20 protein-coding genes are annotated in these 22015 nt (G+C 65.1%); 16 read left to right on the top strand and 4 right to left on the bottom strand.

Annotation, left to right across the window (positions count from 1 at the left end; genetic code table 11):
• Positions 1 to 6 precede the first annotated feature (6 nt).
• The 10 genes from hemN (at position 7) to ACXZ1M_RS13265 (ending at position 9946) form a co-directional block, all read left to right on the top strand.
• Positions 7 to 1413, top strand: coding sequence for an oxygen-independent coproporphyrinogen III oxidase (gene hemN / locus ACXZ1M_RS13220; RefSeq protein WP_459053597.1), 1407 nt, complete (start codon positions 7 to 9; stop codon positions 1411 to 1413).
• 7 nt (positions 1414 to 1420) lie between these two features.
• Positions 1421 to 2209 carry a sulfite exporter TauE/SafE family protein gene (locus ACXZ1M_RS13225; RefSeq protein ID WP_459053598.1) on the top strand — a complete coding sequence of 263 codons (789 nt, stop codon included), beginning with the start codon at positions 1421 to 1423 and terminating at the stop codon, positions 2207 to 2209.
• On the top strand, positions 2188 to 4644 hold the full coding sequence (locus ACXZ1M_RS13230) for a heavy metal translocating P-type ATPase (protein ID WP_459053599.1): 2457 nt from the start codon (positions 2188 to 2190) through the stop codon (positions 4642 to 4644). The genes ACXZ1M_RS13225 and ACXZ1M_RS13230 overlap by 22 nt, the downstream gene beginning before the upstream one ends.
• Positions 4644 to 4799: a cbb3-type cytochrome oxidase assembly protein CcoS gene (gene ccoS, locus ACXZ1M_RS13235; RefSeq protein ID WP_459053600.1), complete on the top strand. Its 156-nt coding sequence runs from the start codon at positions 4644 to 4646 to the stop codon at positions 4797 to 4799. The genes ACXZ1M_RS13230 and ccoS overlap by 1 nt, the downstream gene beginning before the upstream one ends.
• A 90-nt stretch (positions 4800 to 4889) precedes the next feature.
• Positions 4890 to 6317: a cytochrome-c oxidase, cbb3-type subunit I gene (gene ccoN, locus ACXZ1M_RS13240; RefSeq protein WP_459054012.1), complete on the top strand. Its 1428-nt coding sequence runs from the start codon at positions 4890 to 4892 to the stop codon at positions 6315 to 6317.
• 14 nt (positions 6318 to 6331) lie between these two features.
• Positions 6332 to 6946: a cytochrome-c oxidase, cbb3-type subunit II gene (ccoO, locus tag ACXZ1M_RS13245; RefSeq protein ID WP_459053601.1), complete on the top strand. Its 615-nt coding sequence runs from the start codon at positions 6332 to 6334 to the stop codon at positions 6944 to 6946.
• Position 6947: 1 nt separating this feature from the next.
• A complete protein-coding gene (locus ACXZ1M_RS13250; protein ID WP_459053602.1) occupies positions 6948 to 7115 on the top strand; it encodes a cbb3-type cytochrome oxidase subunit 3 in 168 nt (55 codons plus the stop codon).
• Positions 7108 to 8055 carry a cytochrome-c oxidase, cbb3-type subunit III gene (gene ccoP, locus ACXZ1M_RS13255; protein WP_459053603.1) on the top strand — a complete coding sequence of 316 codons (948 nt, stop codon included), beginning with the start codon at positions 7108 to 7110 and terminating at the stop codon, positions 8053 to 8055. The genes ACXZ1M_RS13250 and ccoP overlap by 8 nt, the downstream gene beginning before the upstream one ends.
• Positions 8052 to 9437: a cytochrome c oxidase accessory protein CcoG gene (gene ccoG / locus ACXZ1M_RS13260; protein WP_459053604.1), complete on the top strand. Its 1386-nt coding sequence runs from the start codon at positions 8052 to 8054 to the stop codon at positions 9435 to 9437. Before ccoP ends, ccoG begins: the two co-directional genes overlap by 4 nt.
• 11 nt (positions 9438 to 9448) lie before the next feature.
• Positions 9449 to 9946 (top strand): FixH family protein, encoded by a 498-nt coding sequence (locus ACXZ1M_RS13265; protein ID WP_459053605.1) that lies wholly within the window; start codon positions 9449 to 9451, stop codon positions 9944 to 9946.
• 10 nt (positions 9947 to 9956) lie between these two features.
• Here ACXZ1M_RS13265 and fnr read toward each other — a convergent pair whose 3' ends face one another.
• The 3 genes from fnr to ACXZ1M_RS13280 are packed head-to-tail and all read right to left on the bottom strand — an operon-like array spanning position 9957 to position 11498.
• On the bottom strand, positions 9957 to 10715 hold the full coding sequence (gene fnr, locus ACXZ1M_RS13270) for a fumarate/nitrate reduction transcriptional regulator Fnr (protein ID WP_459053606.1): 759 nt from the start codon (positions 10713 to 10715) through the stop codon (positions 9957 to 9959).
• Positions 10716 to 10761: 46 nt separating this feature from the next.
• Positions 10762 to 11280, bottom strand: coding sequence for an RNA polymerase sigma factor (locus tag ACXZ1M_RS13275; protein WP_459053607.1), 519 nt, complete (start codon positions 11278 to 11280; stop codon positions 10762 to 10764).
• Entirely contained in the window at positions 11280 to 11498 is a 219-nt protein-coding gene (locus tag ACXZ1M_RS13280; protein ID WP_459053608.1) for a YgaP family membrane protein, read from the bottom strand. Before ACXZ1M_RS13280 ends, ACXZ1M_RS13275 begins: the two co-directional genes overlap by 1 nt.
• Before the next feature lie 102 nt (positions 11499 to 11600).
• On the opposite strand from ACXZ1M_RS13280, the gene ACXZ1M_RS13285 reads away from it, so the two are divergent.
• The 4 genes from ACXZ1M_RS13285 (at position 11601) to ACXZ1M_RS13300 (ending at position 19194) form a co-directional block, all read left to right on the top strand.
• The gene (locus ACXZ1M_RS13285) at positions 11601 to 12035 is read left to right on the top strand and encodes a MarR family winged helix-turn-helix transcriptional regulator (protein ID WP_373989733.1); all 435 of its coding nucleotides are present in this window, start codon (positions 11601 to 11603) and stop codon (positions 12033 to 12035) included.
• A gap of 154 nt (positions 12036 to 12189) precedes the next feature.
• Positions 12190 to 12936, top strand: coding sequence for an alpha/beta fold hydrolase (locus ACXZ1M_RS13290; protein ID WP_459053609.1), 747 nt, complete (start codon positions 12190 to 12192; stop codon positions 12934 to 12936).
• A gap of 95 nt (positions 12937 to 13031) precedes the next feature.
• Entirely contained in the window at positions 13032 to 16613 is a 3582-nt protein-coding gene (locus tag ACXZ1M_RS13295) for a response regulator (protein ID WP_459053610.1), read from the top strand.
• A 202-nt stretch (positions 16614 to 16815) separates the two neighbouring features.
• Entirely contained in the window at positions 16816 to 19194 is a 2379-nt protein-coding gene (locus tag ACXZ1M_RS13300; protein WP_459053611.1) for a catecholate siderophore receptor Fiu, read from the top strand.
• A 52-nt stretch (positions 19195 to 19246) separates the two neighbouring features.
• Here ACXZ1M_RS13300 and ACXZ1M_RS13305 read toward each other — a convergent pair whose 3' ends face one another.
• Positions 19247 to 20035, bottom strand: coding sequence for a DUF2306 domain-containing protein (locus ACXZ1M_RS13305; protein WP_459053612.1), 789 nt, complete (start codon positions 20033 to 20035; stop codon positions 19247 to 19249).
• Positions 20036 to 20171: 136 nt separating this feature from the next.
• Between ACXZ1M_RS13305 and ACXZ1M_RS13310 the strand changes: the two genes are divergently transcribed.
• Both ACXZ1M_RS13310 and ACXZ1M_RS13315 read left to right on the top strand, forming a co-directional pair.
• On the top strand, positions 20172 to 21251 hold the full coding sequence (locus ACXZ1M_RS13310) for a sensor histidine kinase (RefSeq protein WP_459053613.1): 1080 nt from the start codon (positions 20172 to 20174) through the stop codon (positions 21249 to 21251).
• Positions 21248 to 22000, top strand: a complete 753-nt coding sequence (locus ACXZ1M_RS13315; protein WP_459053614.1) for a LytR/AlgR family response regulator transcription factor — start codon at positions 21248 to 21250, stop codon at positions 21998 to 22000. The genes ACXZ1M_RS13310 and ACXZ1M_RS13315 overlap by 4 nt, the downstream gene beginning before the upstream one ends.
• Positions 22001 to 22015 lie beyond the last annotated feature (15 nt).

The raw sequence follows: 22015 nt of genomic DNA on the forward strand, positions 1-22015 counted from the left end.
GCCATCATGAACACGCCTTTCCCACCCGTTGAATTCGATGCCGGCATCATCGGCAAGTTGAGCCAGTCGGGACCGCGCTACACCTCGTACCCGACCGCCGACCGTTTCCAGAACGATTTCGGCTACGGCCAGTTCCTGGAAGCGGTGGCCGGCCTGCGCATGCGCCGCAGCCGCCGGCCGCTGTCGCTGTACATTCACATTCCGTTCTGCGACACGGTCTGCTACTACTGCGGCTGCAACAAGATCGTCACCAAGGACCACAGCAAGGCCGCCGTCTACCTCGGCTACCTGAAGCAGGAGATCGACATGCAAGGCCGCCTGTTCGACGGCATGGGCCAGATCGAGCAGCTGCACTTCGGCGGCGGCACGCCGACCTATCTGAGCGACAAGCAGATGGGCGACCTGATGGTCCACCTGCACGCGAACTTCGATTTCGCTTCCGACCAGCAGGGCGAGTATTCGATCGAAATCGATCCGCGCACGGTGAGCGTGGAGCGCGTGCACAGCCTGCGCGCGCAAGGCTTCAACCGCATCAGCCTGGGCGTGCAGGATTTCGATCCCGAGGTGCAGAAAGCCGTCAACCGCATCCAGCCGGAAGCGGAAACGCGCGCGGTGATGGACGCGGCGCGCGCCGCCGGTTTCCGCTCCATCAGCATCGACCTGATTTACGGCCTGCCCAAGCAGACCATGACCAGCATGACGCAAACGCTGGACAAGGTAATCGACGCCAATCCGGACCGCATCGCGCTGTACAACTACGCGCATCTGCCGCACATCTTCAAGCCGCAGCGGCGCATCGCCGAGGCGGACATGCCGTCGCCCGCGGTGAAGCTGGAGCTGCTGGCGATGTGCATCCAGCGCCTGTCCGACGCCGGCTATATCTATATCGGCATGGACCATTTCGCCAAGCCGGACGATGAGCTGGCGGTGGCCCAGCGCCAGGGCCGTTTGCAGCGCAACTTCCAGGGCTATTCCACGCGCGCGGAAGCGGAGTTGATCTCGTGCGGCGTGTCGGCCATCAGCGCGGTCGGTGCGACCTACAGCCAGAACGAGAAGACGCTGGAGGCGTATTACGAAAAACTGGAAAGCGGCGTGCTGCCGGTCACGCGCGGCATCAAGCTCGATAACGACGACCTGCTGCGGCGCATCGTGATTCAAAAAATGATGTGCAATTTCGAGTTGTCGATTTCGTCGATCGAGCAGGGCTTCCCGATCCAGTTCCGGTTGTACTTCGCCAGGGAACTGGCGCAGCTGAAGGCGTTCGAGGATGACGGCCTGCTGACCATCGAAGCCGACTGGATTGCGGTGACGCCGAAAGGCCGTCTGCTGATCCGCAACATCTGCATGGTGTTCGACCGCTATCTGAGCCAGCCGCAAGCCTTGCAACCGTTGCGCTATTCGAAAACGATCTGAGCAGCTCATGAACACCGCACAGCTACTGCCCGTGTTTGTGGTAGGCCTGGCCGGCAGCATCCACTGCGCGGGCATGTGCGGCGGCATCGTAACCGCCATCTCCGTCGTTCCTGCGCAGGCAGGAACCCATAGAACGCCGGTACGCATAGTCAGCATGGATTCCCGCTTATGCTGCGGTCCGCCGATGCGGAATGACGGGGTGCGGGTACTGGCTTATAACACCGGCCGCATCGGCAGCTACATGCTGGCCGGCGCACTGGCGGGCGGCCTGGCCGGCGGCGCCCGCAGCATGGCGGCGGTGGCCGGCGTCCAGCTCGGCTTTTACTGGCTGGCCAACCTGATGCTGGTGGCGCTCGGCCTGCACCTGATGAACGCCTGGCGCGGCCTGGCATTGCTGGAGCAGGGCGGCCGCGTGCTGTGGCGCCGCCTCGCACCGGCGATGCGCCCCCTGCTGTCGGCCGACACCCTAGCCAAGTCGCTGGCGCTGGGTGCGCTGTGGGGCTGGCTCCCATGCGGCATGGTCTACAGCGCCCTGACCACCGCCCTGCTGAGCGGCTCGGCCACCGACGGCGCCACCATGATGCTGGCCTTCGGCCTGGGCACGCTACCGATGCTGACCGCCCTCGGCCTGCTGGGTGCGCGCGTGGCGCAGGCCATGCAGCGCCGCCCGATGCGCATCGCCGCCGGCCTGCTGGTGCTGAGCTTCGGCGTGCTCGGCGTGGCGCGCGCCGCCGGCGTAACGGGCAACCTCGCGCCCGCATGGATGGAGATGTTATGCCTCACACCCCACGCCTGAGCGGCACGCCTGCCGCGTGTTACCACTGCGGGCAGGCTTTGCCGAGCGACGCCGGCCACAATGCCTGGACGGTCCTGATCGACCACGTCGAGCACACCATGTGCTGCCCCGGCTGCGCGGCGGTGGCGCAAACCATCGTCGACATGGGCCAGGAAAACTACTACCGCGACCGCACCGCCTACGCCGCCAGTGCCGAAGGCGCGCAACAACTGCCACCGGAACTGCAACTCTACGACAACGCCGATCCGCGCTTCGCCCTCGATGAAGACAGCCGCGAAGCCACCTTCACGGTGGAAGGCATCCGCTGCGCCGCCTGCGTGTGGCTGATCGAACAGCGCCTGATGCGCCTCTCCGGTGTGCACAGCGCACAGCTCAACGTCGCCACCGAAACACTCTATGTTCGCTGGGATACATACAGCTGCACGCCGGGCGACATTCTGGGCGCGCTGCACGCCATCGGCTACGCCGCCTATCCCTACGACACCGGCCGCCACGCCGACCAGCAACAGCGCGCCGCCAAAACATTGGGCCGCCAGCTATTCGTCGCCGGCCTGTCGATGATGCAGGTGATGATGTACGTGGCCCCGGCCTACCTGGCCGAAGACGGCACGCTGGACGACAACATGGCTACGCTGATGCGCTGGGCCAGCCTGCTGCTGACGCTGCCGGCGATCTGCTACTCGGCGCTACCGTTCTGGCGCGGCGCCTGGGCCAGCCTGCGCGCACGCGCCCTCGGCATGGACGTGCCGGTGGCGCTCGGCATCGCCGCCGCTTTCGGCGCCAGCGTCATCGCCACCGTCAGCGGCAAGGGCGACGTGTGGTTCGACTCGGTGACCATGTTCATCTTCCTGCTGCTGTGCAGCCGCTACCTGGAACTGCGCGCGCGCCGCAAGGCCGGCGCCGCACTGGAGCGGCTGCAGCACGCCTTGCCGGCATCGGCCTCGCTGCTGGAAAACTATCCGGCCAGCCGCGCCGCCACCGTGGTGCACGCGGCCGCGCTGGCTGTGGATAACGTCATACTTATCAAGCCCGGCGAAGCGGTGGCCGCCGACTGCGTCATCATCGAAGGCCATACTTCGCTCGACCTGTCGCTGCTGAGCGGTGAGAGCGCGGCGCTGCCCAAGCAAGCCGGCGACGCCATTCCGGGCGGCGCCATCAACGCCGGCAGCGTCATCCTCGCCCGCGTCACCCGGCGCGCGCAGGACAGCACCTTGTCCGACCTGATCAAACTGATCCACCGCGCCGGCGGCGAAAAGCCGCACATCGCGCAATGGGCCGACCGCGTGGCCGCCTGGTTCGTCGCCGCGTTGCTGCTGTTTGCGCTGGCGACCTCCGGCTTCTGGTTCCTGCTCGACGGCGACGCCGGGCGCGCCTGGCCGATCGCCATCGCCGTGCTGGTGGTGTCCTGTCCTTGCGCGCTGTCGCTGGCGACGCCGACCGCGCTGGCCGCCGCCACCGACAGCCTGCTGCGCCAGGGCGTGCTGATCACCGGCCCGCAAACGCTGGAGACGCTGCACCGCGCCACCCACATCGTGCTCGACAAAACCGGCACGCTGACCTGGGGCCGCCCCGTGCTGCAACAGACGCAGGCGCTGAGCGGCATGCGCGCCGAGTTCTGCCTGCAGATCGCCGCCACCATGGAAGCCGGCAGCGTTCATCCGCTGGCGCGCGCCATCATCAGCGCCGCCAACGAAGCGTGGCGCCAGGACTGGACCGCCACCGCGCTGCATGAAACGCCGGGCGGCGGCCTGGAAGGCATCGTCCACAACCGCCGCTACCGCCTGGGCAGCGCGCAATTCGTCGCCGGCATCAGCGGCGAGGCGCCGGCGCGCGACGTGGCCGGCGGCGTCACGCCGGTCTACCTCGGATCGGAAGGACAGTGGCTGGCCTGCTTCCACCTGCACGACGGCCTGCGGCCCGATGCGCAGGACACGGTCGACTACTTCCAGCAGCGCGGCAAGACCATGGTGCTGGTCAGCGGCGACGACGCCATGCTCGCGCGCCGCGTGGGCGACCAGCTCGGCATCGAAACTACCGTCGGCGGCTACCTGCCTGCCGACAAGCTCGATTTCGTCCAGCAGCTGCAGCGACGCGGCTGCGTGGTGGCGATGGTGGGCGACGGCATCAACGACGCCGCCGTGCTGGGCGCGGCCGACGTCTCCTTCGCCATGGGCGGCGGCGCTGCGCTGGCGCAGGCCCACGCGGATGCGGTGCTGTTCAACGGCCGCCTGAGCGCGGTGGCCGACAGCGCCCGCACCGCCGAACGCACCATGCGCATCATCCGCCAGAACCTGGCCTGGGCCACGGTGTACAACCTGGTGGCGATCCCTGCGGCCGCGTTCGGCCTGCTCAACCCGTGGCTGTCCGGCGTCGGCATGGCGCTCAGTTCCGCCGTGGTGGTGGTCAACGCGCTCAGATTGCGCAGGAGTTCGTGATGGAAGCACTGTATCTGCTGATTCCCCTCAGCGTGGCCTTGGTGTTCGCCGCGCTGTGGATTTTCTTCCGCGCCTCGGACGACGGCCAGTTCGACGACCTGGTCGGTCCCGCGCTGCGCCTGTTGCAGGACGACGACCTCCCCCCAACGAACTAGCAGCGATCCGGCAGATTTTGATCCACATCAAAGTTTTTTGAGGTGCCTGAAAGTAACCTTTGATCCACATCATCAAAGTATTTCGGGAGAATCCAATTGGATCAACATTACAACTACAAGGTCGTCAAGCAGTTCGCTGTGGCGACGGTAGTCTGGGGCGTGGTCGGCATGCTGGTGGGGGTGATCATCGCCGCCCAACTGGCCTGGCCGGCGCTGAACCTGGACATACCGTGGCTGACCTACGGCCGCCTGCGTCCGCTGCACACCAACGCGGTGATTTTCGCGTTCGGCATCTGCGGCCTATTCGCCACGTCCTACTACGTGGTGCAGCGCACCTGCCAGGTAAGGCTGTTCTCGGACAAGCTGGCCGCCTTCACCTTCTGGGGCTGGCAGGCGGTGATCCTCAGCGCCGTCGTCACGCTGCCGATGGGCTTCACGCGCGGCAAGGAATACGCCGAGCTGGAATGGCCGATCGCCATCCTGATCGCGCTGGTATGGATCGCGTATGCCGTGGTGTTCTTCGGCACGCTGCTCAAGCGCCGCGTCAAGCACATCTACGTCGCCAACTGGTTCTTCGCCGCCTACATCATCGCCGTGACGATTCTGCACGTGGTGAACGGCGCCAGCATGCCGGCCTCGCTGTTCAAGTCCTACTCGGCCTACGCCGGCGTGCAGGACGCCATGATCCAGTGGTGGTACGGCCACAACGCGGTGGGCTTCATCCTCACCGCCGGCTACCTCGGCATGGTGTACTACTTCATCCCGAAACAGGCCGAGCGTCCGGTGTACTCGTATCGCCTGTCGATCGTGCACTTCTGGGCGCTGATTTTCACCTATATGTGGGCCGGCCCGCACCACCTGCACTACACCGCGCTGCCGGACTGGACGCAATCGATCGGCATGGTGTTCTCGCTGGTGCTGTTGGCGCCGAGTTGGGGCGGCATGATCAACGGCATGATGACCTTGTCCGGCGCCTGGCACAAGCTGCGCACCGATCCGATCCTGAAGTTCATGATCGTCTCGCTGTCGTTCTACGGCATCGCCACCTTCGAAGGCCCGATGATGTCGATCAAGACCATCAACGCGCTGTCGCACTACACCGACTGGACCATCGCCCACGTGCACGGCGGCGCGCTGGGCTGGGTGGGCTTCATCACCATGGGCTCGATCTACTACCTGCTGCCGCGCCTGGCCGGCCAGCAGAGGATGTACAGCACCAAGCTGATCGACCTGCACTTCTGGGTCGCCACCATCGGCATCGTGCTCTACATCGCCGCCATGTGGATCGCCGGCGTGATGCAGGGCCTGATGTGGCGCGCGGTCAATCCAGACGGCACGCTGACCTACACCTTCGCCGAGAGCGTGAAAGCCACCTACCCGTACTACGTGGTGCGCTTCACCGGCGGCTTGCTGTACCTGAGCGGCATGTGCGTGATGGCCTACAACACCTGGATGACCTTGCGTGACCGCGACACCGCCGTGGCGCGCATCCCGGCCGTGCATGCGGCCCACGCCTGATATCGGAGCACAGTATGAAATTCACCCATGAATGGATCGAGAAAAACCCCTGGCTGCTGATCGCGCTGGTGACGCTGGTGGTCAGCGTCGGCGGCGCGGTGGAGATTGCCCCGCTGTTCTTCCAGAAGTCGACCACGGAGCCGGTGGCCGGCCTCAAGCCGTACTCGCCGCTGCGCCTGGTCGGCCGCGACATCTACGTGCGCGAAGGCTGCTACAACTGCCACTCGCAAATGGTGCGGCCGTTCCGCGCCGAGACCGAACGCTACGGCCACTACTCGGTGGCCGGCGAATTCGTCTACGACCGCCCGTTCCAGTGGGGCTCCAAGCGCACCGGTCCCGACCTGGCGCGCGTGGGCGGCCGCTACAGCGACGAATGGCACCGCACCCACCTGCAGAATCCGCGCGACGTGGTGCCGGAATCGAATATGCCGAACTACCCGTGGCTGGCCAAGACCACGCTGGCGCCGGCCGACGTGATACCGAAGATGAACGCGCTGCGCCGCCTCGGCGTGCCCTACAGCGACGCCGAGGTCGCCGCCGCGCCGGAACAGCTCAAGGACAAGACCGAAGAAGACGCCCTGGTCGCCTACCTGCAAGGCCTGGGCACCCTGATCAAGACGAGGAACTGACATGGCACTCGATACCCTGTTTGACAACGCCAGCAGCGTGATGACCGTGATCTCGTTCATCACCTTCGCCGGCATCCTGTGGTGGGCCTACGTGCGCCACAAGGAAGACGATTTCGCCACGGCCGCGCAACTGCCGTTCGCCGACGAAGAGGAGAAGCGTCATGGCTGATTTCACCAACGGCTTCTGGGATTGGTACATCGTGGTCCTGACCCTGCTCGGCGTATTCGGCTGCGGCGTGCTGCTGTACTCGCAAGCGAAGGTCAAGCTGGCCAAGACGGCCGACGGCAAGACCGATACCACGGGCCACGTCTGGGACGAAGACCTGACCGAGCTGAACACGCCTATGCCGCGTTGGTGGATGTGGCTGTTCTACATCACCATCGTGTTCGCACTGGCCTACCTGTTCCTGTATCCCGGCCTGGGCACCTACGCCGGCAGGCTGGGCTGGACCTCCACCGCCGAATACAAGGGCGAACTGAAGCAGGCCGACGCCGAGTTCGGCCCGCTGTTCGCCAAGTACCAGAAGCAGGACTTGAAAACCGTGGCGGCCGATCCGCAGGCGCACGCCATCGGCGAACGGCTGTTCCTGACCTACTGCGCGCAATGCCACGGCTCCGACGCGCGCGGCAACAAGGGCTTCCCCAACCTGACCGACAACGACTGGTTGTTCGGCGGCACGCCGGAAACCATCAAGGAAACCATCCTGCACGGCCGCGTCGGCGCCATGCCGCCGATGGGCGCGGCGCTGGGCGGCGACAAGGATGTGGAAAACGTCGCCCATTACGTGCTGACCCTGTCCGGCTCGACCGCCGATCCGATCAAGGCCGTGTTCGGCAAAGAGAAGTTCGGCGCCTGCCTGGCCTGCCACGGCGCCGGCGGCAAGGGCAACCAGGCATTGGGCGCCCCCAACCTGAGCGACAAGATCTGGCTGTTCGGCGGCAGCGCCGAGACCATCAAGGAAACCATCACCAAGGGCCGCACCACCACCATGCCGCCGTTCGATGACTTCCTCGGCGACGCCAAGGTGCATGTGCTGGCCGCCTACGTATGGAGTTTGTCCAACGACGTCCGTCAACCAGCGCCAGCTGAAACAGTCGCCGAAAAATGAACGAGCCGCAGCCACAAGTGATCAAGATGTACGCCGCCCGCGAGGAAATCTATCCGCGCGAGACGGACGGCCGCTATGCGCGCCTGCGCTGGCTGTTCGTCTGGCTGACGCAGCTGGCCTTCTACTGCACGCCCTGGCTACAGTGGAACGGCCGGCAAGCGCTGCTGTTCGACCTGGGCGCGCGTAAGTTCTATATCTTTGGCCTGGTGCTGTGGCCGCAGGACTTCATCTACCTGGCGGCGCTGTTGATCATCAGCGCCTATCTGCTATTCCTGGCGACGGCGGTGGCGGGGCGCGTGTGGTGTGGCTTCGCCTGTCCGCAAACGGTGTACACCGAAATCTTCCTGTGGATAGAACGCAAGATCGAAGGCAAGCGCAGCGCCCGCATCGCGCTCGACCGCCAGCCGGCCTCGCTGCGCAAGTTCGGCAAGAAGGGCGCCAAGCACCTGGCTTGGGGCGCGGTGGCGCTGTGGACGGGCTTCACCTTCGTCGGCTACTTCACGCCGATCACGCATTTAATGGGCGAAGTGGCGACGCTGACCTTCGGCCCGTGGGAATGGTTCTGGGTGGTGTTCTACAGCTTTGCCACCTACGGCAACGCCGGCTGGCTGCGCGAGCAGGTGTGCAAGTACATGTGCCCGTATGCGCGCTTCCAGAGCTCGATGTTCGACCGCGACACCCTGATCATCACCTACGACGCCAAACGCGGCGAGCCGCGCGGCCCGCTGTCGAAGAACAGCCACGGTAATGGCGGCTCGTGCATCGATTGCTCGCTGTGCGTGCAGGTGTGCCCGACCGGCATCGACATCCGCAAGGGCCTGCAATATGAATGCATCGGCTGCGCCGCCTGCGTCGACGCCTGCAACGGCGTGATGGACAAGACCGGCCAGGCGCGCGGCCTGATCCGCTACAGCACCGAGCGCGCCATGGAAGACCACCTGACGCCGACCGAGATCCGGCGCCGCGCCTTGCGCCCGCGCGTGAAGATCTACAGCGCCGTGCTCGGACTGATCATGCTCGCCACAGCCGGCGCGCTGACCCTGCGCACGCCGCTCAAGCTGGACGTGATCCGCGATCGCGGCTCCATGGGCCGCGAGGTCGAGGACGGCATGATCGAAAACGTCTACCGCCTGCAGATCATGAACACTTCCGAACAAGCGCACGTGTACAAGATCGCCGTGGGCGGCATGCCGACGCTGGCGCAGGTCACCGCCGACCAGGTGATGGTGGAGGCCACCGAGACCAAGGGCTATCCGATCCGCCTGCGCACCGCGCACGGCGCCGGCAAGCCGGGCTCGAACAAGATCGAAGTCACCCTGACCGCAGTCGACGATCCGTCGCTGCATGTAAAAGAATCCGCGGTCTTCATTGTGCCGCGCTAAGGAGAATGTTCATGAACACGCTGACTATGCCGGTCGCGCCGTGGTGGAAACAACGCTGGCCGTGGCTGCTGATGGCCGGCCCGGCGATTGTGGTGACGGCCAGCATCTACGCCGGCTACCTGGCCGTCTCGGCGCCCGATGCGCTGGTGGTGGGCGACTACTACAAGCAAGGCAAGGCCATCAACCAGGATTTGCGGCGCGACCATGTGGCGTCGCAAATGGGACTGTCGGTGGCGCTCGGCTACGATGCCGCCACCGGCACCCTGAGCGGACGCATCAACCGCAAGGATAGCGGGCCACTGCTGCTGCATCTGTCGCACGCCACGCTGCCGGAAAAGGATATCAAGCTGATCCTGGTGCCGGACCAGGACGGCACGTTCAGCGCCAGCCTGCCGCTGCTCGAACGCAGCCGCTGGATCGTGCTGGTGGAAGGGAAGAAACGCGATTGGCGCCTGGCCGGCGCCTGGACTTGGCCGGCGCAGCGCGGCATTGCGCTGTTGCCGGACTAAGGCTTCCGGATCAAGCGCAGGTTTCAGTGCCGGCGGTGATGGCCTTGAGCAGCGGCGGGTTGAGCAGTTCGATCTCGCGATTGCTGACGCGCACCAGGCCTTCCTTCTTGAACTTGGACAGCAGGCGGCTGATGCTTTCGATGGTCAGGCCCAGGTAGTTGCCGATCTCTTCGCGCGACATGCGCAGCTGGAAGGTGTTCGGCGAATAGCCGCGCGCCTCGTAGCGCGACGACAGGTTGACCAGGAAGGCGGCGAAGCGCTGGGTCGCCTGCATATTCCCCAACAACAGCATCACGCTTTGTTCGCGCGTGATTTCCTGGCTCATCATGCGGTGGAAATGGCGCAGCAAGGTCGGCATTTCCGCCAGCAATTGCTGCAAGGTGCCAAACGGAATCTCGCACACTTCGCTGTCTTCCAGCGCGATGGCGGTGCAATGGTGTACGTCGGCGCTGATGGCGTCCATGCCCAGCAGCTCGCCGGCCATCTGGAAGCCGGTGATCTGTTCCGCGCCGGCGCGGTTGACCTGGTAAGTCTTGAAATGACCGAGACGGATCGCGTACAGGTTCTGGAAGCTGTCGCCGATGCGGAACAGCGTCGCGCCGCGCGCCACCTTGCGGCGGCGGCCGATGATCTCGTCGAGCCGCTCCATGTCATTGTTGTCGAGCCCCATCGGCAGGCACAGCTGGTGCATGCTGCACGAAGCGCAGCTGGCTTTCAGCACCTCGATGGTGGTGCCGGGAATAAGCAGCGAAGGAAGTTCTCGTATCATGCGGCCAGTGTAGCCCATCAAGCGTCGTTTGGCGCCTATTCCGCAGTCATCCGATCAAGTATTCGCGCGCCATTTGTCTTGCGCGATGCAAGCGGCTTTTCACGGCGGCGACCGAGTCGCCTGTCTCTTGGGCGATTTCCGCGATCGACAATTCTGCGAAGTCGCGCAGCAGCACCACCTTCAGGTAATCGGCCGGCAGCGACTCCAGCGCGCCGATCAACTCGGTGCGCAAGCCGGCGGTGTCCTGGCGGGCCAGCCACTGCTCGGCGCGTTCGTCGTCCCACGGATCGTGACCGAGCGCGGCGCGGCCGAGGCGGTGGCATTCACGCTTGACCACCTGGAACAACCAGCCGGAAAACGCCGCCAGCATGCGCACCGACGCCAGCTTGCGCGACAACACCAGCAGCGTTTCCTGCACAGCGTCGTCGACATCGGCGATCAAGCAGTTGCGCTGGGCGTAGCGGCGGATATCGGGCTGGCACAGCCGCAACAGCTGCGCCAGCGCCGCCGGATCGCCGCGATGGGCGGCGTCCAGCACCGGCAAATGTTGTTCCGCAAGACTCATTATTTCCCTTGTTTCGCCGCCTTGTCGAGGCGGCGGCCGACCATGGCGCACATCGGGCAGAAACCCACCAGCCCGGAAGCGACGATGCCCGCCGCCGAGACCGCCACCACCGTGCCCCACAAACCGCCCAACAGCGCGAAGCCTACATACACAGCGATCAGGCCGACGACCACGCGCAACACGCGCTCCCAAGTTGGTACATTTTTAACATAGAACATTTTGCTCTCCAAATAGTTGTAGAGGAAGACCCTCGGCTACTAAGAGGACCGCGCATCGCATTTGGATTCGCGCCGGTGAAAATATTTTGTTAGGCTACGGTCATGACCCTGCCCAAGCCTCCCACCCTCGACCAGCACCTGTGCTATCTGATCTACAGCACCTCGCTGAAGATGACCCAGACCTACAAGCCGCTGCTGACCGCGCTCAAGCTGACTTATCCACAATACCTGGTGATGGTGGTGCTATGGGAGCAGGACGGGCTGGGCATCAAGGACGTGGCCGAACGCCTGCAGCAGGATTCCGGCTCGGTGACGCCGGTGGTCAAGCGGCTGGAGGCGGAGGGCTACCTGATCCGCAGCCGCGATCCGCGCGACGAGCGCAACCGCGTGCTGACGCTGACCCCGGCCGGCCAGGAGCTGCGCGCGGCCGCCCTCAAGGTCAGCCAGGACTTCGCCGGCCACTGCTCCATCGATAACGAGGAGGTTGCCTCGCTGATGCGCAACCTCGGTAAACTGAACCACAACCTCGGTTCCTGATTTGACCCCATAAAAATTATTTCGAAATTAGCTTGCGCACTAATTAATTGCGCGCTATATTGCTCTTCATGGACGCGACTTAAACAAGTGGCGTTTTTTAAAGACCAACACTTAGCGCACTAATTAATAGCACACAACATTGAAAGGAATTACCATGAAACGCACGATCATCGCTTCCGCACTGCTGGCCGCCACCGCTTTCGCCCACGCCGCCGCTCCTGCCAACGACACCACCATCGTTCTGGTACACGGCGCCTTCGCCGACGGTTCGAGCTGGGACAAGGTGATTCCTATCCTGCAAGCCAAAGGTTACAAAGTGGTGGCCGTGCAGAACCCGCTGAGCTCGCTGGCCGACGACGTCGCCGCCACCCAGCGCGTGGTCGATGCGCAAACCGGCAAAGTCGTGCTGGCCGGCCACTCCTGGGGCGGCACCGTGATCACCCAGGCCGGCACCAGCGACAAGATCAAGGCACTGGTCTACGTGGCGGCGTTCGCGCCATCGGAAGGTGAAGCCACCGGCAACCTGGGCAAGGATTACCCGACGCCAGCCGGCATCGCCACCATCCAGGCGGACGCTACCGGCTATGGCTGGCTGCCGGCCGACTCGGTGGCCAAGAACTTTGCGCAGGACGTGTCGCCGGCCACCGCCGCGCTGATCAACGCCACCCAAGGCCCGATCGCCCTGAAAGCCTTCGGCGAACCGACCACCGTGGCCGCGTGGAAAAACAAGGCGAATTACTACATCGTTGCAAGCCAAGACCGCATGATCGACCCAGGCCTGCAGCAAGCCTTCGCCAAGAAAATCAACGCCACCACCACCACGCTGCCAAGCAGCCACGTGCCGATGGTGTCGCAGCCGGCCCAGGTTGCGGAGGTACTGATCGCCGCCGCGCAGCGATAAAGTAAAAAAGCGGGTTGCAAGCGCCTTGCAACCCGCTTGCCAAGGGCAGCCATTGATAGGAGAATCGATAACGCATCGGTACCTCCAAGGATGATATGAAGCCACTCGGCATCAAGGCTAAAGTCGCACTCGCTACCAGCATCACCTCGGTCTTGATGATAGGACTGGTGACGCTGGTGCAAACCCAGCGCATGCAGGAAGATTACAAGCGGGTGATGTTCACGCAGCAGACCGCGCTGGTCACCCGCACCGCGCAGGAGCTCGACGACAAGCTGACCATGCTGCTCGATATCATCGCGATGTCGGCCCGCAACCAGCCGGCCAACCTGGGCGAGTCCGCCGAAAAACTCCGCGAGTATTATGAGAACCGCGCCGTGCTGGCCCTGTTCGACGACCTGCTGGTGCTGAGCCCGCAGGGCAAGGTCATCTCCGACCTGCCGATGGTGCCGGGCCGCGTCGGCATCGACGCTGCCGACCGCGCCTACTTCAAAACGGTGATGCGCACCCGCAAGCCGATGATCACCGAGCCGCTGATCGGCCGCGCCAACAAGCAGCCCATCGTGCAGATGGTGGCGCCGGTGCTCAACGACAAAGGCGAAGTGGTGTGCGTGCTGATCGGCGTGCTGCGCCTATACAAGGACAACCTGCTGGGCCACCTGCGCACGGCCAAGGTCGGCCGCACCGGCTATTACTTCGCGCTGACCCGCACCGAGACCCCGGTCTACGTGCTGCATCCCGATATCGCCCGCCTGCTCAAGCCGCGCGCCGCCAACGCCAACCCGGCCACCACGCTGGCGCTGGAGCAGGGCTTCGAGGGCACGGTGGTGGGCACCACCAGCACCGGCGAACGCGCGCTCAACAGCTATAAACAACTGAAATCTGTCGACTGGCTGCTGGCCACCTCGCTGCCCACCGAGGAAGCCTTCGAACCGTTCGATGGTGTGCTCAAGCGGGTGCTGATCTGGAGCGGCATCGCCGCCCTGCTGACCGCGCTGCTCATCAGCGTGCTGACGCTGCGGCTGATGGCGCCGCTGATCAAGCTGCGCAACGCCATCGTGGCGCTGCGCGCCGATCCGGCCCGCTTCACGCCGCTGCCGGTGCACGCACACGATGAAGTCGGCCAGCTGACCTCGGCTTTTAACGATTTGATGCACGAACGGTTGGCGGCCGACGCCCGGCTGCAAAGCCTGGTCGAGTTCGCACCCAACACCATCGTGGTGGTGGGCGTGGACGGCCGCATCGAAACCTTCAACCGCGAAGGCGAGCGCTGCTTCGGCTATGAGCGCGACGAGGTGCTGGGCCAGCAGCTGGAAACGCTGGTGCCGGAGCGGCTGCGCGCGCAGCATGCGGCGCACCGCCACCGCTTCTTCGCCGACCGCCTGAGCGCCGAGCCGGTGCGCATGGGGCAGGGCAAGGTGCTGTATGGCCGCCGGCGCGACGGCAGCGAATTCCCGATCGAAGTCAACCTGAGCGCGGTGCGCACCGACCAGGGCACCAAGGTGCTGGCCGTGATATCCGACATCACCGAACGCCACCGCCTGCAGCAGGAGGTGGAAACGCGCGCGCTGGAGCTGGAGCGCGAACGCGACCGTGCGCAGGCGGCCAACCGCGCCAAGAGCGATTTCGTGGCCAATATGAGTCACGAAATCCGCACACCGATGAACGCCGTGCTGGGCATGGTCTATCTGCTCGGCAACACGCAGCTGACGGCGCAGCAGCGCAAGTACCTGAACATGGTGCGCGTCTCCGGCCAATCGCTGCTGGGCATCCTCAACGACGTGCTGGACTTTTCCAAGATCGAGGCGCGCAAGCTGGAGCTGTCGCCGGTGGACTTTGCGCTCAACGATGTGATGGATTCGCTGGGCACCATGATGACCATGAATGCCGGCGACAAGGAACTGGAGCTGGCCATCAGCGTCGATCCGGCGGTACCCAACCGCCTGCGCGGCGATTCCATGCGCCTGCAGCAGATCCTGATTAACCTGGCCGGCAACGCCATCAAGTTCACCGAGCAGGGCGAGGTGGTGGTCAGCGTACAGCTGGGCGCGCGCGACGACGGCAGCGCGCTGCTGCGCTTCGAGGTGCGCGACACCGGCATGGGCATGACCGAATCCCAGCTGGGCCAGCTGTTCAACGCCTTCTCGCAGGGCGACCAGAGCATCACGCGCCGCTTCGGCGGCACCGGCCTGGGGCTGGCGATCACCAAGCGGCTGGTGGAGCTGATGGGCGGCCAGATCGCCGTCAGCAGCCGGCCGGGGCAGGGCTCGTCGTTCTGGTTCAACCTGCCGTTCGAGATCCAGGCTGACCAGACCGACGAACGGCGCAAGTCGGCGCTGGGCCAACTGCGCCTGCTGGTGGCCGACGACAGCCGCACCAGCCGCGAGCTGGTGGCGCGGCTGATCCGGGCCTGGGGCTGGCAAGCCGACGAGGTCGATTCCGGCGAGGCGGCGCTGCGGCGCTACCGCCAGAGCCTGGAACACCAGCAACCCTACGACGTGGTGCTGGCCGACTGGCACATGCCCGGCATGGACGGGCTGGCTACCGCCAAGGGCATCCGCGCGGTGGCCAGCGCAAGCTCACCAGCAGGGCGGCCGCAACCCATCGTGGTGATGCTGAACGCCTTCGCCCGCGACCGCATCGAAGAAATCTCCAGCGCGCCGGAGGCGGACGTGGTGCTGGTCAAGCCCATCACCAGCTCCAACCTGTTCGACGCGCTGCACCAGGCGCTGGCGGTGCAGGGCGAGGCCGATCCGCAGGCCGTGACCGAGCAGGGCATCGTCGGCACCCTGGCCGATATTCATTTCCTGCTGGTGGAAGACAATCTGTTGAACCAGGCGGTGGCGCGCGGCATCCTCGAACACGCCGGCGCCACGCTCGACATCGCCGCCGACGGCCGCGAAGCGGTGGATATCCTGCGCCAGCGCCCGGCCGAGTACGACATGGTGCTGATGGACATGCAAATGCCGGTCATGGACGGCTTTACCGCCACCCGCATCCTGCGCCAGGAACTCAAGCTGGCGCTGCCGATCATCGCCATGACGGCCGGCGTGCTGGAGTCCGAGCGCGAACGCAGCCGCGACGCCGGCATCACCGACTTCATTCCCAAGCCGATCGAGGTGGAGGAAATGCTGGCCGTGCTGCGGCGCCACCTGCCGAAGCATTCGGCGCCAGTGCCAGTGCCAACGCCGGCGCCGGAACCGCTCGACCACCAGCACGATCTGCTGGCGGCGATGGAGGCCGCCGCAGCACTGCCTGCGGCGGCGCCACTGCGGCCGGCGCCGCCGCCCAAGCTGGTCAGCTCGCCCGTTCCGGCGGGCGAGGCGGCCGTGTTCAATATGGACGGCCTGATGCGCGTGATGGGCAAGGACGCCAAGGGCCGCGCCGCCATGTTCAAGATGGTGCGCGGCGCCATCGACGGCGGTATGGAACCGCTCGATGCAGCCGGCGTGGCGCTGCGCGAAGGCCGGCTGCGCGATGCCGCCCGCGCCTTCCACGTGCTGCGCGGCGCGGTCGGCGTGCTGGGCGCCAAACGCCTGATCCAGGCCACCATGGCCGCCGAAGAAGCCATCAACGACCAGCGCGACGAAGAACTCGACGAACACTTCCGCGCCGTCCGCGCCGAGCTCGAACAGACCCTCAGCCACGCCCGCGCCTGGCTCGAACGCGAGCAGTCCTGAACCGCAATTTCCCCGTGATTTCTCCGCAGTTGCCCCCCTCCGCCGGTGTATAAATCATATTGATAATAATTCGCATTTACGTTTCTGCGTTTTATTGTTACAATATTTCCCACTATTTTTACATCTAACCGGCAAGCCAGACGCATCAGGAACACTGTTTCAGAACGTCGCCAGCCGTCTCTTTTCCAACAGAAAGAAGCACATGGCAATGATTAAAAGTCGCAAACACGCTCAAACGCGCTTGAACCAACATGTCAGCGCAGCGCTCACCGCAATGCTGCTGCCGGTCGCAGCCCACGCCGCCGAAGCGGCCCTGCCGGACGCCGCCGAGCAGTCCAAGCCGACCACCCTGCAGGAAGTGCAAGTCAACGCCAGCCGTGAGAACGACTTCAAAGCCGAACGTGCTTCGTCCGCCAAGTACACCGAAAAACTGGTCGACACCGCCCAGAGCCTGACCGTGATCAAGAAGGAACTGATCGAACAGCAAGGCGCCATCACCCTGAGCGAAGCGCTGCGCAACACCCCTGGCGTGGGTGCTTTCTTCCTGGGCGAAAACGGCAACACCAATACCGGCGACGCCATCTACATGCGCGGCTTCGACGCCTCCAGCAGCATTTACGTGGACGGCGTGCGCGACATCGGCTCGATCTCGCGCGACACCTTCAACATCGAACAGATCGACGTGCTCAAAGGCCCGGCCGGCACCGACAACGGCCGCTCGTCGCCGACCGGTTCGATCAACCTGGTCAGCAAACAGCCACTGCTGGAAAACGCCTACCAGGGTTCCGTCACGCTGGGCAGCGGCAAGCAGCGCCGCGCCACGGCCGACATCAACACCGTGATCAACGCCGATGCGGGCACCGCGTTCCGCCTGAACCTGCTGGACCAGGACAGCGAAAACCCGGGCCGCGACGTGGTCAAGGCCAAGCGCTGGGGCGTGGCGCCGAGCGTGGCCTTCGGCCTGAACTCGCCGACCCGCGTCTACCTGAACTACTTCCACGTCAAGCAGGACAATATTCCTGACGGCGGCGTGCTGACCATCGGCCTGCCGGGCTGGACCCCGCCGGCCGACATCGCCGCCGTGGCCGCCACCCCGACCCGCCCGGCCGTTCCGGCCAAGAGCTTCGCCTTCATGGCCGGCGCCGCCACCGTCAATCCAAAGAACTTCTACGGTTCGGTGCTGGACCACGACGTCGTCAAGGCCGACATGGCCACCGTCAAGGTCGAGCACGACTTCGCCGGCGGCGCCAAGCTGGTCAACACCAGCCGCTACGGCAAGACCAAGCAGGACTATCTGCTGACCTCGTTCATGTCCAGCAACACCAACCTGGCCGCCAACACCGCCGCGACCAATCCGTCGGACTGGACCATGCTGCGCACCAACCTGACCACCAAGGATCAGCTGAACGAAATCCTGACCAACCAGACCACCGTGACCGCCGACTTCATCACCGGCGCGCTGAAGCACACCGTGGTCGGCGGCGTCGAGCTGACCAACGAGAAGCAGACCAACTACACGTATGCCAACACGGCGCCGGCCGCCACCGCCGGCCTGCCAGCGACCAGCATCTACTTCCCGAATCCGCACACGCCGATCACCAGCGCCCAGGTCAACCTGCAGCGCAACGGCGGCCGCACCGAGGGCACCACCAACACCCAGAGCGTGTACCTGTTCGACACCATCAAGGTCGGCGAGCAGTGGATCTTCAACGGCGGCGTGCGCGTCGACCACTACAACACCAGCTACAACGCGCTCACCGTGCAGGCCGTCACCACGCCGCAGACGATTCCTGTCGGCACCCTGGTCGGCAGCGCCATCGAAGCGTCGGACAACCTGGTCAACGGCAAACTGTCGGCCCTGTACAAGCCGACCGCCAACAGCAGCGTCTACGCCCTGGTAGCGTCGTCGAAAGCGCCACCGGGCAGCGGCAACTTCGCGCTGAGCACCTCGGCCAGCAGCGCCGCCAATCCAAAGTTCGATCCACAGGAAACCACCAACTACGAGGTGGGCACCAAGTGGGATCTGCTGGGCCAGAAACTGTCGCTGTCGGCAGCTTTCTTCCGCACCGAAGTGAAAAACGAAGTGGAGCAGGATCCGGTTGATGCGCTGTACTACCAGACCGGCAAGAAGCGCGTGCAGGGTATCGAACTGGGCGTGACCGGCGAGATCATCGCGAAATGGCTGGTCAGCGCCGGCTACACCCATCAGTCGACCAGCGTCAACGCCGGCCGCGTGATCACGGCCAGCGGCGACAACCAGCTGACCTACACGCCTAAGCAAGCGTTCACCGCGTGGACCTCGTACACCCTGCCGTTCGGCCTGCAAATCGGCGGCGGCGCACGCTTCAGCGACAAGCTGGCGCGCGGCACCGACGGCGCCGTCGGCACGCCGAAATACGCCAACTCGTACTGGGTATTCGACGCCATGGCGGCCTATCCGATCAACAAGCACATCGACCTGCGCCTGAACGTCTACAACCTGGCCGACAAGGAATACGTGCAAGCGATCAACAAGTCGGGCTATCGTTACACCCCGGGCACGCCACGCTCGGGCAGCCTGACCGCCAACATCAAGTTCTAAGCACCGGTTCCGATTCCGGTTGCCCGGCCCCGCCCTTACCGGCGGGGCTTTTTTACATGCGCGGCAGCCACATTCCCAGCGTAGCGACCGCCGTGCCGACGCCGGTCACGCCGGTCGCCAGCGCCAGCAGTGCGGCCATGCCGGCGCGTGCGGCCGCGCCGCCTTGCTTGCGGCTGAGCAGGTAGAGTTCCAGCACCGCCAGCGGCAGCAGGTATTGCGCAAAGGCGAGGAAGCTCAGGAACGGGCCGGTGAAGGTGGCCGGATCGAAACCGGCGGGGCCACCGTTGAGGGCGATCCAGAACATCAGCCCGATGCGGAAGAACCACACGCCGCTCACGCACAGGAACAGCCGCAGCGCCCACGCGCGATGGGCATCGAAGCGGCGCGCCAGCGCATGGCGCAAGGCCTGATACGCACACAGCAGCACCAGCAGCGCGTTCAGCGTGGTGCCCAGGTGCTGCGTGGTGTCGCCGACGGTGCCGCGAAACCACAGCATGTACAAGCCGCTCACACTGGCCACCACCGCGCCGGTCAGGTACACCCGTCCATTCCAGCGATGAAACAGCGGCGCCCTGGCCCGCACTTGCGGCACCAGTTGCAGCCCGCCGCCCAGCATGATGATGGCCGCCAGCAGCAGGTGCACGGCGATGGCGGTGTTGCCCGCAGGGTCGCCGGCGACGTAACCGTGCGGCATCACGGCGTTCCAGCCGTTCAGGTTGCCGTGCATGGCGGCGCCGCCATACAGGGCCACCACGTAGGCGCCGAAGATCAGCTGGCCGGCCAGGGTCGCCACGAACCACAGCGTGGCCGAGGCATTCAATGCGTAGGAGGACTTGCTCATATCGTTTGCTCCGTTTGTTGTATCGGACTCACGATAGCCAGCCGGCCCCACTGTCTCAAGACAGTGCCGGCTTCGATGCGATGAACGACGGTTTCCGGGGCTTGAACGACGGCGGCATTGCGGTTATTGTGGACCGATGACTTCCACGCCCACCTCTCCCACAGCGCCATTTTCCTACCGTACGCTGCTGCCCACCCGGCGCCAGGCGCTGATCGTCACGCTGTTCGTGTTGATCCTGTCGTGGCTGTTGCACAAGGCGTCGCGCACGGCGTTTCACATCGTCATCGGCCACATCGGCTTTATCGCCGCCTGCCTGTTGATGGCGTATTCGGCGGCGGGGCCGCTGCGGCCGCGCTGGTTGTCGCTGCGCGCCGCGCGGCTGCTGGCGATCGTGGTGATGTCGCCGCTGGCTTCGCTGGCGACGGCGGTCATCATGCAGGGCGCTAACGTCTTCACCTATCTGCGCAGTGTGGAAAAGCTGAGCGGCTACATCATGATGGTGGTGCTGGCGCTGATCTTCGGCACGGTGATGTCCATGCTGTCGATGCGCGGCGAACGCAAGGAGCGCGAGCGCGCCGATCGCCTGCAGGTGGAACTGGAAAAGAATGCGCTCGAACGCGAACTGCTCGATGCGCGCCTGCGCCTGCTGCAGGCGCAGATCGAGCCGCACTTCCTGTTCAACACGCTGGCCAATGTGGAGGCGCTGGTGGCCTCCGGCTCGCCGAACGCCGGGCCAGTGCTGCGCCATTTGATCGCCTACCTGCGCGCCGCCATGCCGCGCCTGAACGACGCCGACGCCACCCTGGGCACCGAGCTGCAACTGGTACGCACCTACTTGGAGTTGATGCATCTGCGCATGCCGGATCGGCTGCAATTCGATGTCGCCAGCCTGCCGGCGCTGTCCAGCATGCGTTTCCCCGCCATGGCGCTGCTGACGCTGGTGGAGAACGCGGTGCGCCACGGCATCGATCCGAGCATGACCGGCGGCCGCATCGAAGTGGGCGGCGCGGCCGACGCCGCCAGCGGCAAGGTGGTGCTGTGGGTCAGCGACACCGGCGTCGGCATGGCCGAGACGGCGCAGCCGGGCACCGGCCTGTCCAATCTGCGCACGCGCCTGCAGGGTTTCTACGGCGCCGGCGCGCATCTCGACGTTCACGAACAGGCGCCGCAGGGCGTGCGCGTGGAACTGCATTTTCATCCAGGAACGCCAACATGACCACCGCCCTCATCGCCGACGACGAACCGCTGCTGCGCGAACGCCTGCGCAGCCACCTGGCGCAGCTGTGGCCCGAGCTGCGGCTGATCGACGACGCCCGCAACGGCCCGGAAACGCTGGCGCTGTTCGAGCAGCACCAGCCCGATATCGTGTTTTTGGATATCCACATGCCGGGCCTGAACGGCATCGAAACGGCGCGCGCGCTGGGGCGGCGTGCGCACGTGGTATTCGTCACCGCCTACGAGCAGTACGCAGTGCAGGCATTCGAACAGGGCGCCATCGACTACTTGGTGAAACCAGTCGACAGCGCGCGCCTGGCCGACACGGTGCAACGCCTGCGTGCGCGCAAGCCGGACAACGATGCGCTGCACGCCGTGCTGGACCGGTTGGCCGGCCACATGGCGCAGCGCGCCCAGCCACGCGCGTGGCTGCAATGGATCAAGGCGTCGGTCGGTTCCAGCGTGCGCCTGATTCCGGTGGAACAGGTGCACTTCCTGCGCGCCGACGACAAATACACGCTGGTGGCGTGGGAAGAGGGCGAGGCGCTGATCCGCAAAAGCATCCGCGAACTCAGCGAGGAACTCGATCCTGCGCGCTTCGTGCAAACGCACCGTTCCGTCATCGTCAACCTGTCTTGCGTGCGCGAAGTGATGCGCGGCGTGAACGAAACCGCCGAACTCCATTTACGCCAGCACAACGCCGTGCTGCCGGTCAGCCGCAACTACCTGCATCACTTCCGCCAGATGTAGATCGACCTTTGTTGC

It is taken from the genome of Duganella paludis, assembly GCF_054461335.1.

Excerpts from the sequence above, each read along its gene's own strand:
- ACXZ1M_RS13305 (WP_459053612.1), bottom strand. The coding sequence starts at position 20,035 with ATGAGCAAGTCCTCCTACGCATTGAATGCCTCGGCCACGCTGTGGTTC.
- ACXZ1M_RS13300 (WP_459053611.1), top strand. The coding sequence starts at position 16,816 with ATGGCAATGATTAAAAGTCGCAAACACGCTCAAACGCGCTTGAACCAA.
- ACXZ1M_RS13295 (WP_459053610.1), top strand. The coding sequence starts at position 13,032 with ATGAAGCCACTCGGCATCAAGGCTAAAGTCGCACTCGCTACCAGCATC.
- ACXZ1M_RS13315 (WP_459053614.1), top strand. The coding sequence starts at position 21,248 with ATGACCACCGCCCTCATCGCCGACGACGAACCGCTGCTGCGCGAACGC.
- ACXZ1M_RS13230 (WP_459053599.1), top strand. The coding sequence starts at position 2,188 with ATGCCTCACACCCCACGCCTGAGCGGCACGCCTGCCGCGTGTTACCAC.
- ACXZ1M_RS13250 (WP_459053602.1), top strand. The coding sequence starts at position 6,948 with ATGGCACTCGATACCCTGTTTGACAACGCCAGCAGCGTGATGACCGTG.
- ccoG (WP_459053604.1), top strand. The coding sequence starts at position 8,052 with ATGAACGAGCCGCAGCCACAAGTGATCAAGATGTACGCCGCCCGCGAG.
- ccoP (WP_459053603.1), top strand. The coding sequence starts at position 7,108 with ATGGCTGATTTCACCAACGGCTTCTGGGATTGGTACATCGTGGTCCTG.
- hemN (WP_459053597.1), top strand. The coding sequence starts at position 7 with ATGAACACGCCTTTCCCACCCGTTGAATTCGATGCCGGCATCATCGGC.
- fnr (WP_459053606.1), bottom strand. The coding sequence starts at position 10,715 with ATGATACGAGAACTTCCTTCGCTGCTTATTCCCGGCACCACCATCGAG.
- ACXZ1M_RS13290 (WP_459053609.1), top strand. The coding sequence starts at position 12,190 with ATGAAACGCACGATCATCGCTTCCGCACTGCTGGCCGCCACCGCTTTC.
- ACXZ1M_RS13310 (WP_459053613.1), top strand. The coding sequence starts at position 20,172 with ATGACTTCCACGCCCACCTCTCCCACAGCGCCATTTTCCTACCGTACG.
- ACXZ1M_RS13225 (WP_459053598.1), top strand. The coding sequence starts at position 1,421 with ATGAACACCGCACAGCTACTGCCCGTGTTTGTGGTAGGCCTGGCCGGC.
- ACXZ1M_RS13265 (WP_459053605.1), top strand. The coding sequence starts at position 9,449 with ATGAACACGCTGACTATGCCGGTCGCGCCGTGGTGGAAACAACGCTGG.
- ccoS (WP_459053600.1), top strand. The coding sequence starts at position 4,644 with ATGGAAGCACTGTATCTGCTGATTCCCCTCAGCGTGGCCTTGGTGTTC.
- ACXZ1M_RS13280 (WP_459053608.1), bottom strand. The coding sequence starts at position 11,498 with ATGTTCTATGTTAAAAATGTACCAACTTGGGAGCGCGTGTTGCGCGTG.
- ACXZ1M_RS13275 (WP_459053607.1), bottom strand. The coding sequence starts at position 11,280 with ATGAGTCTTGCGGAACAACATTTGCCGGTGCTGGACGCCGCCCATCGC.
- ACXZ1M_RS13285 (WP_373989733.1), top strand. The coding sequence starts at position 11,601 with ATGACCCTGCCCAAGCCTCCCACCCTCGACCAGCACCTGTGCTATCTG.
- ccoO (WP_459053601.1), top strand. The coding sequence starts at position 6,332 with ATGAAATTCACCCATGAATGGATCGAGAAAAACCCCTGGCTGCTGATC.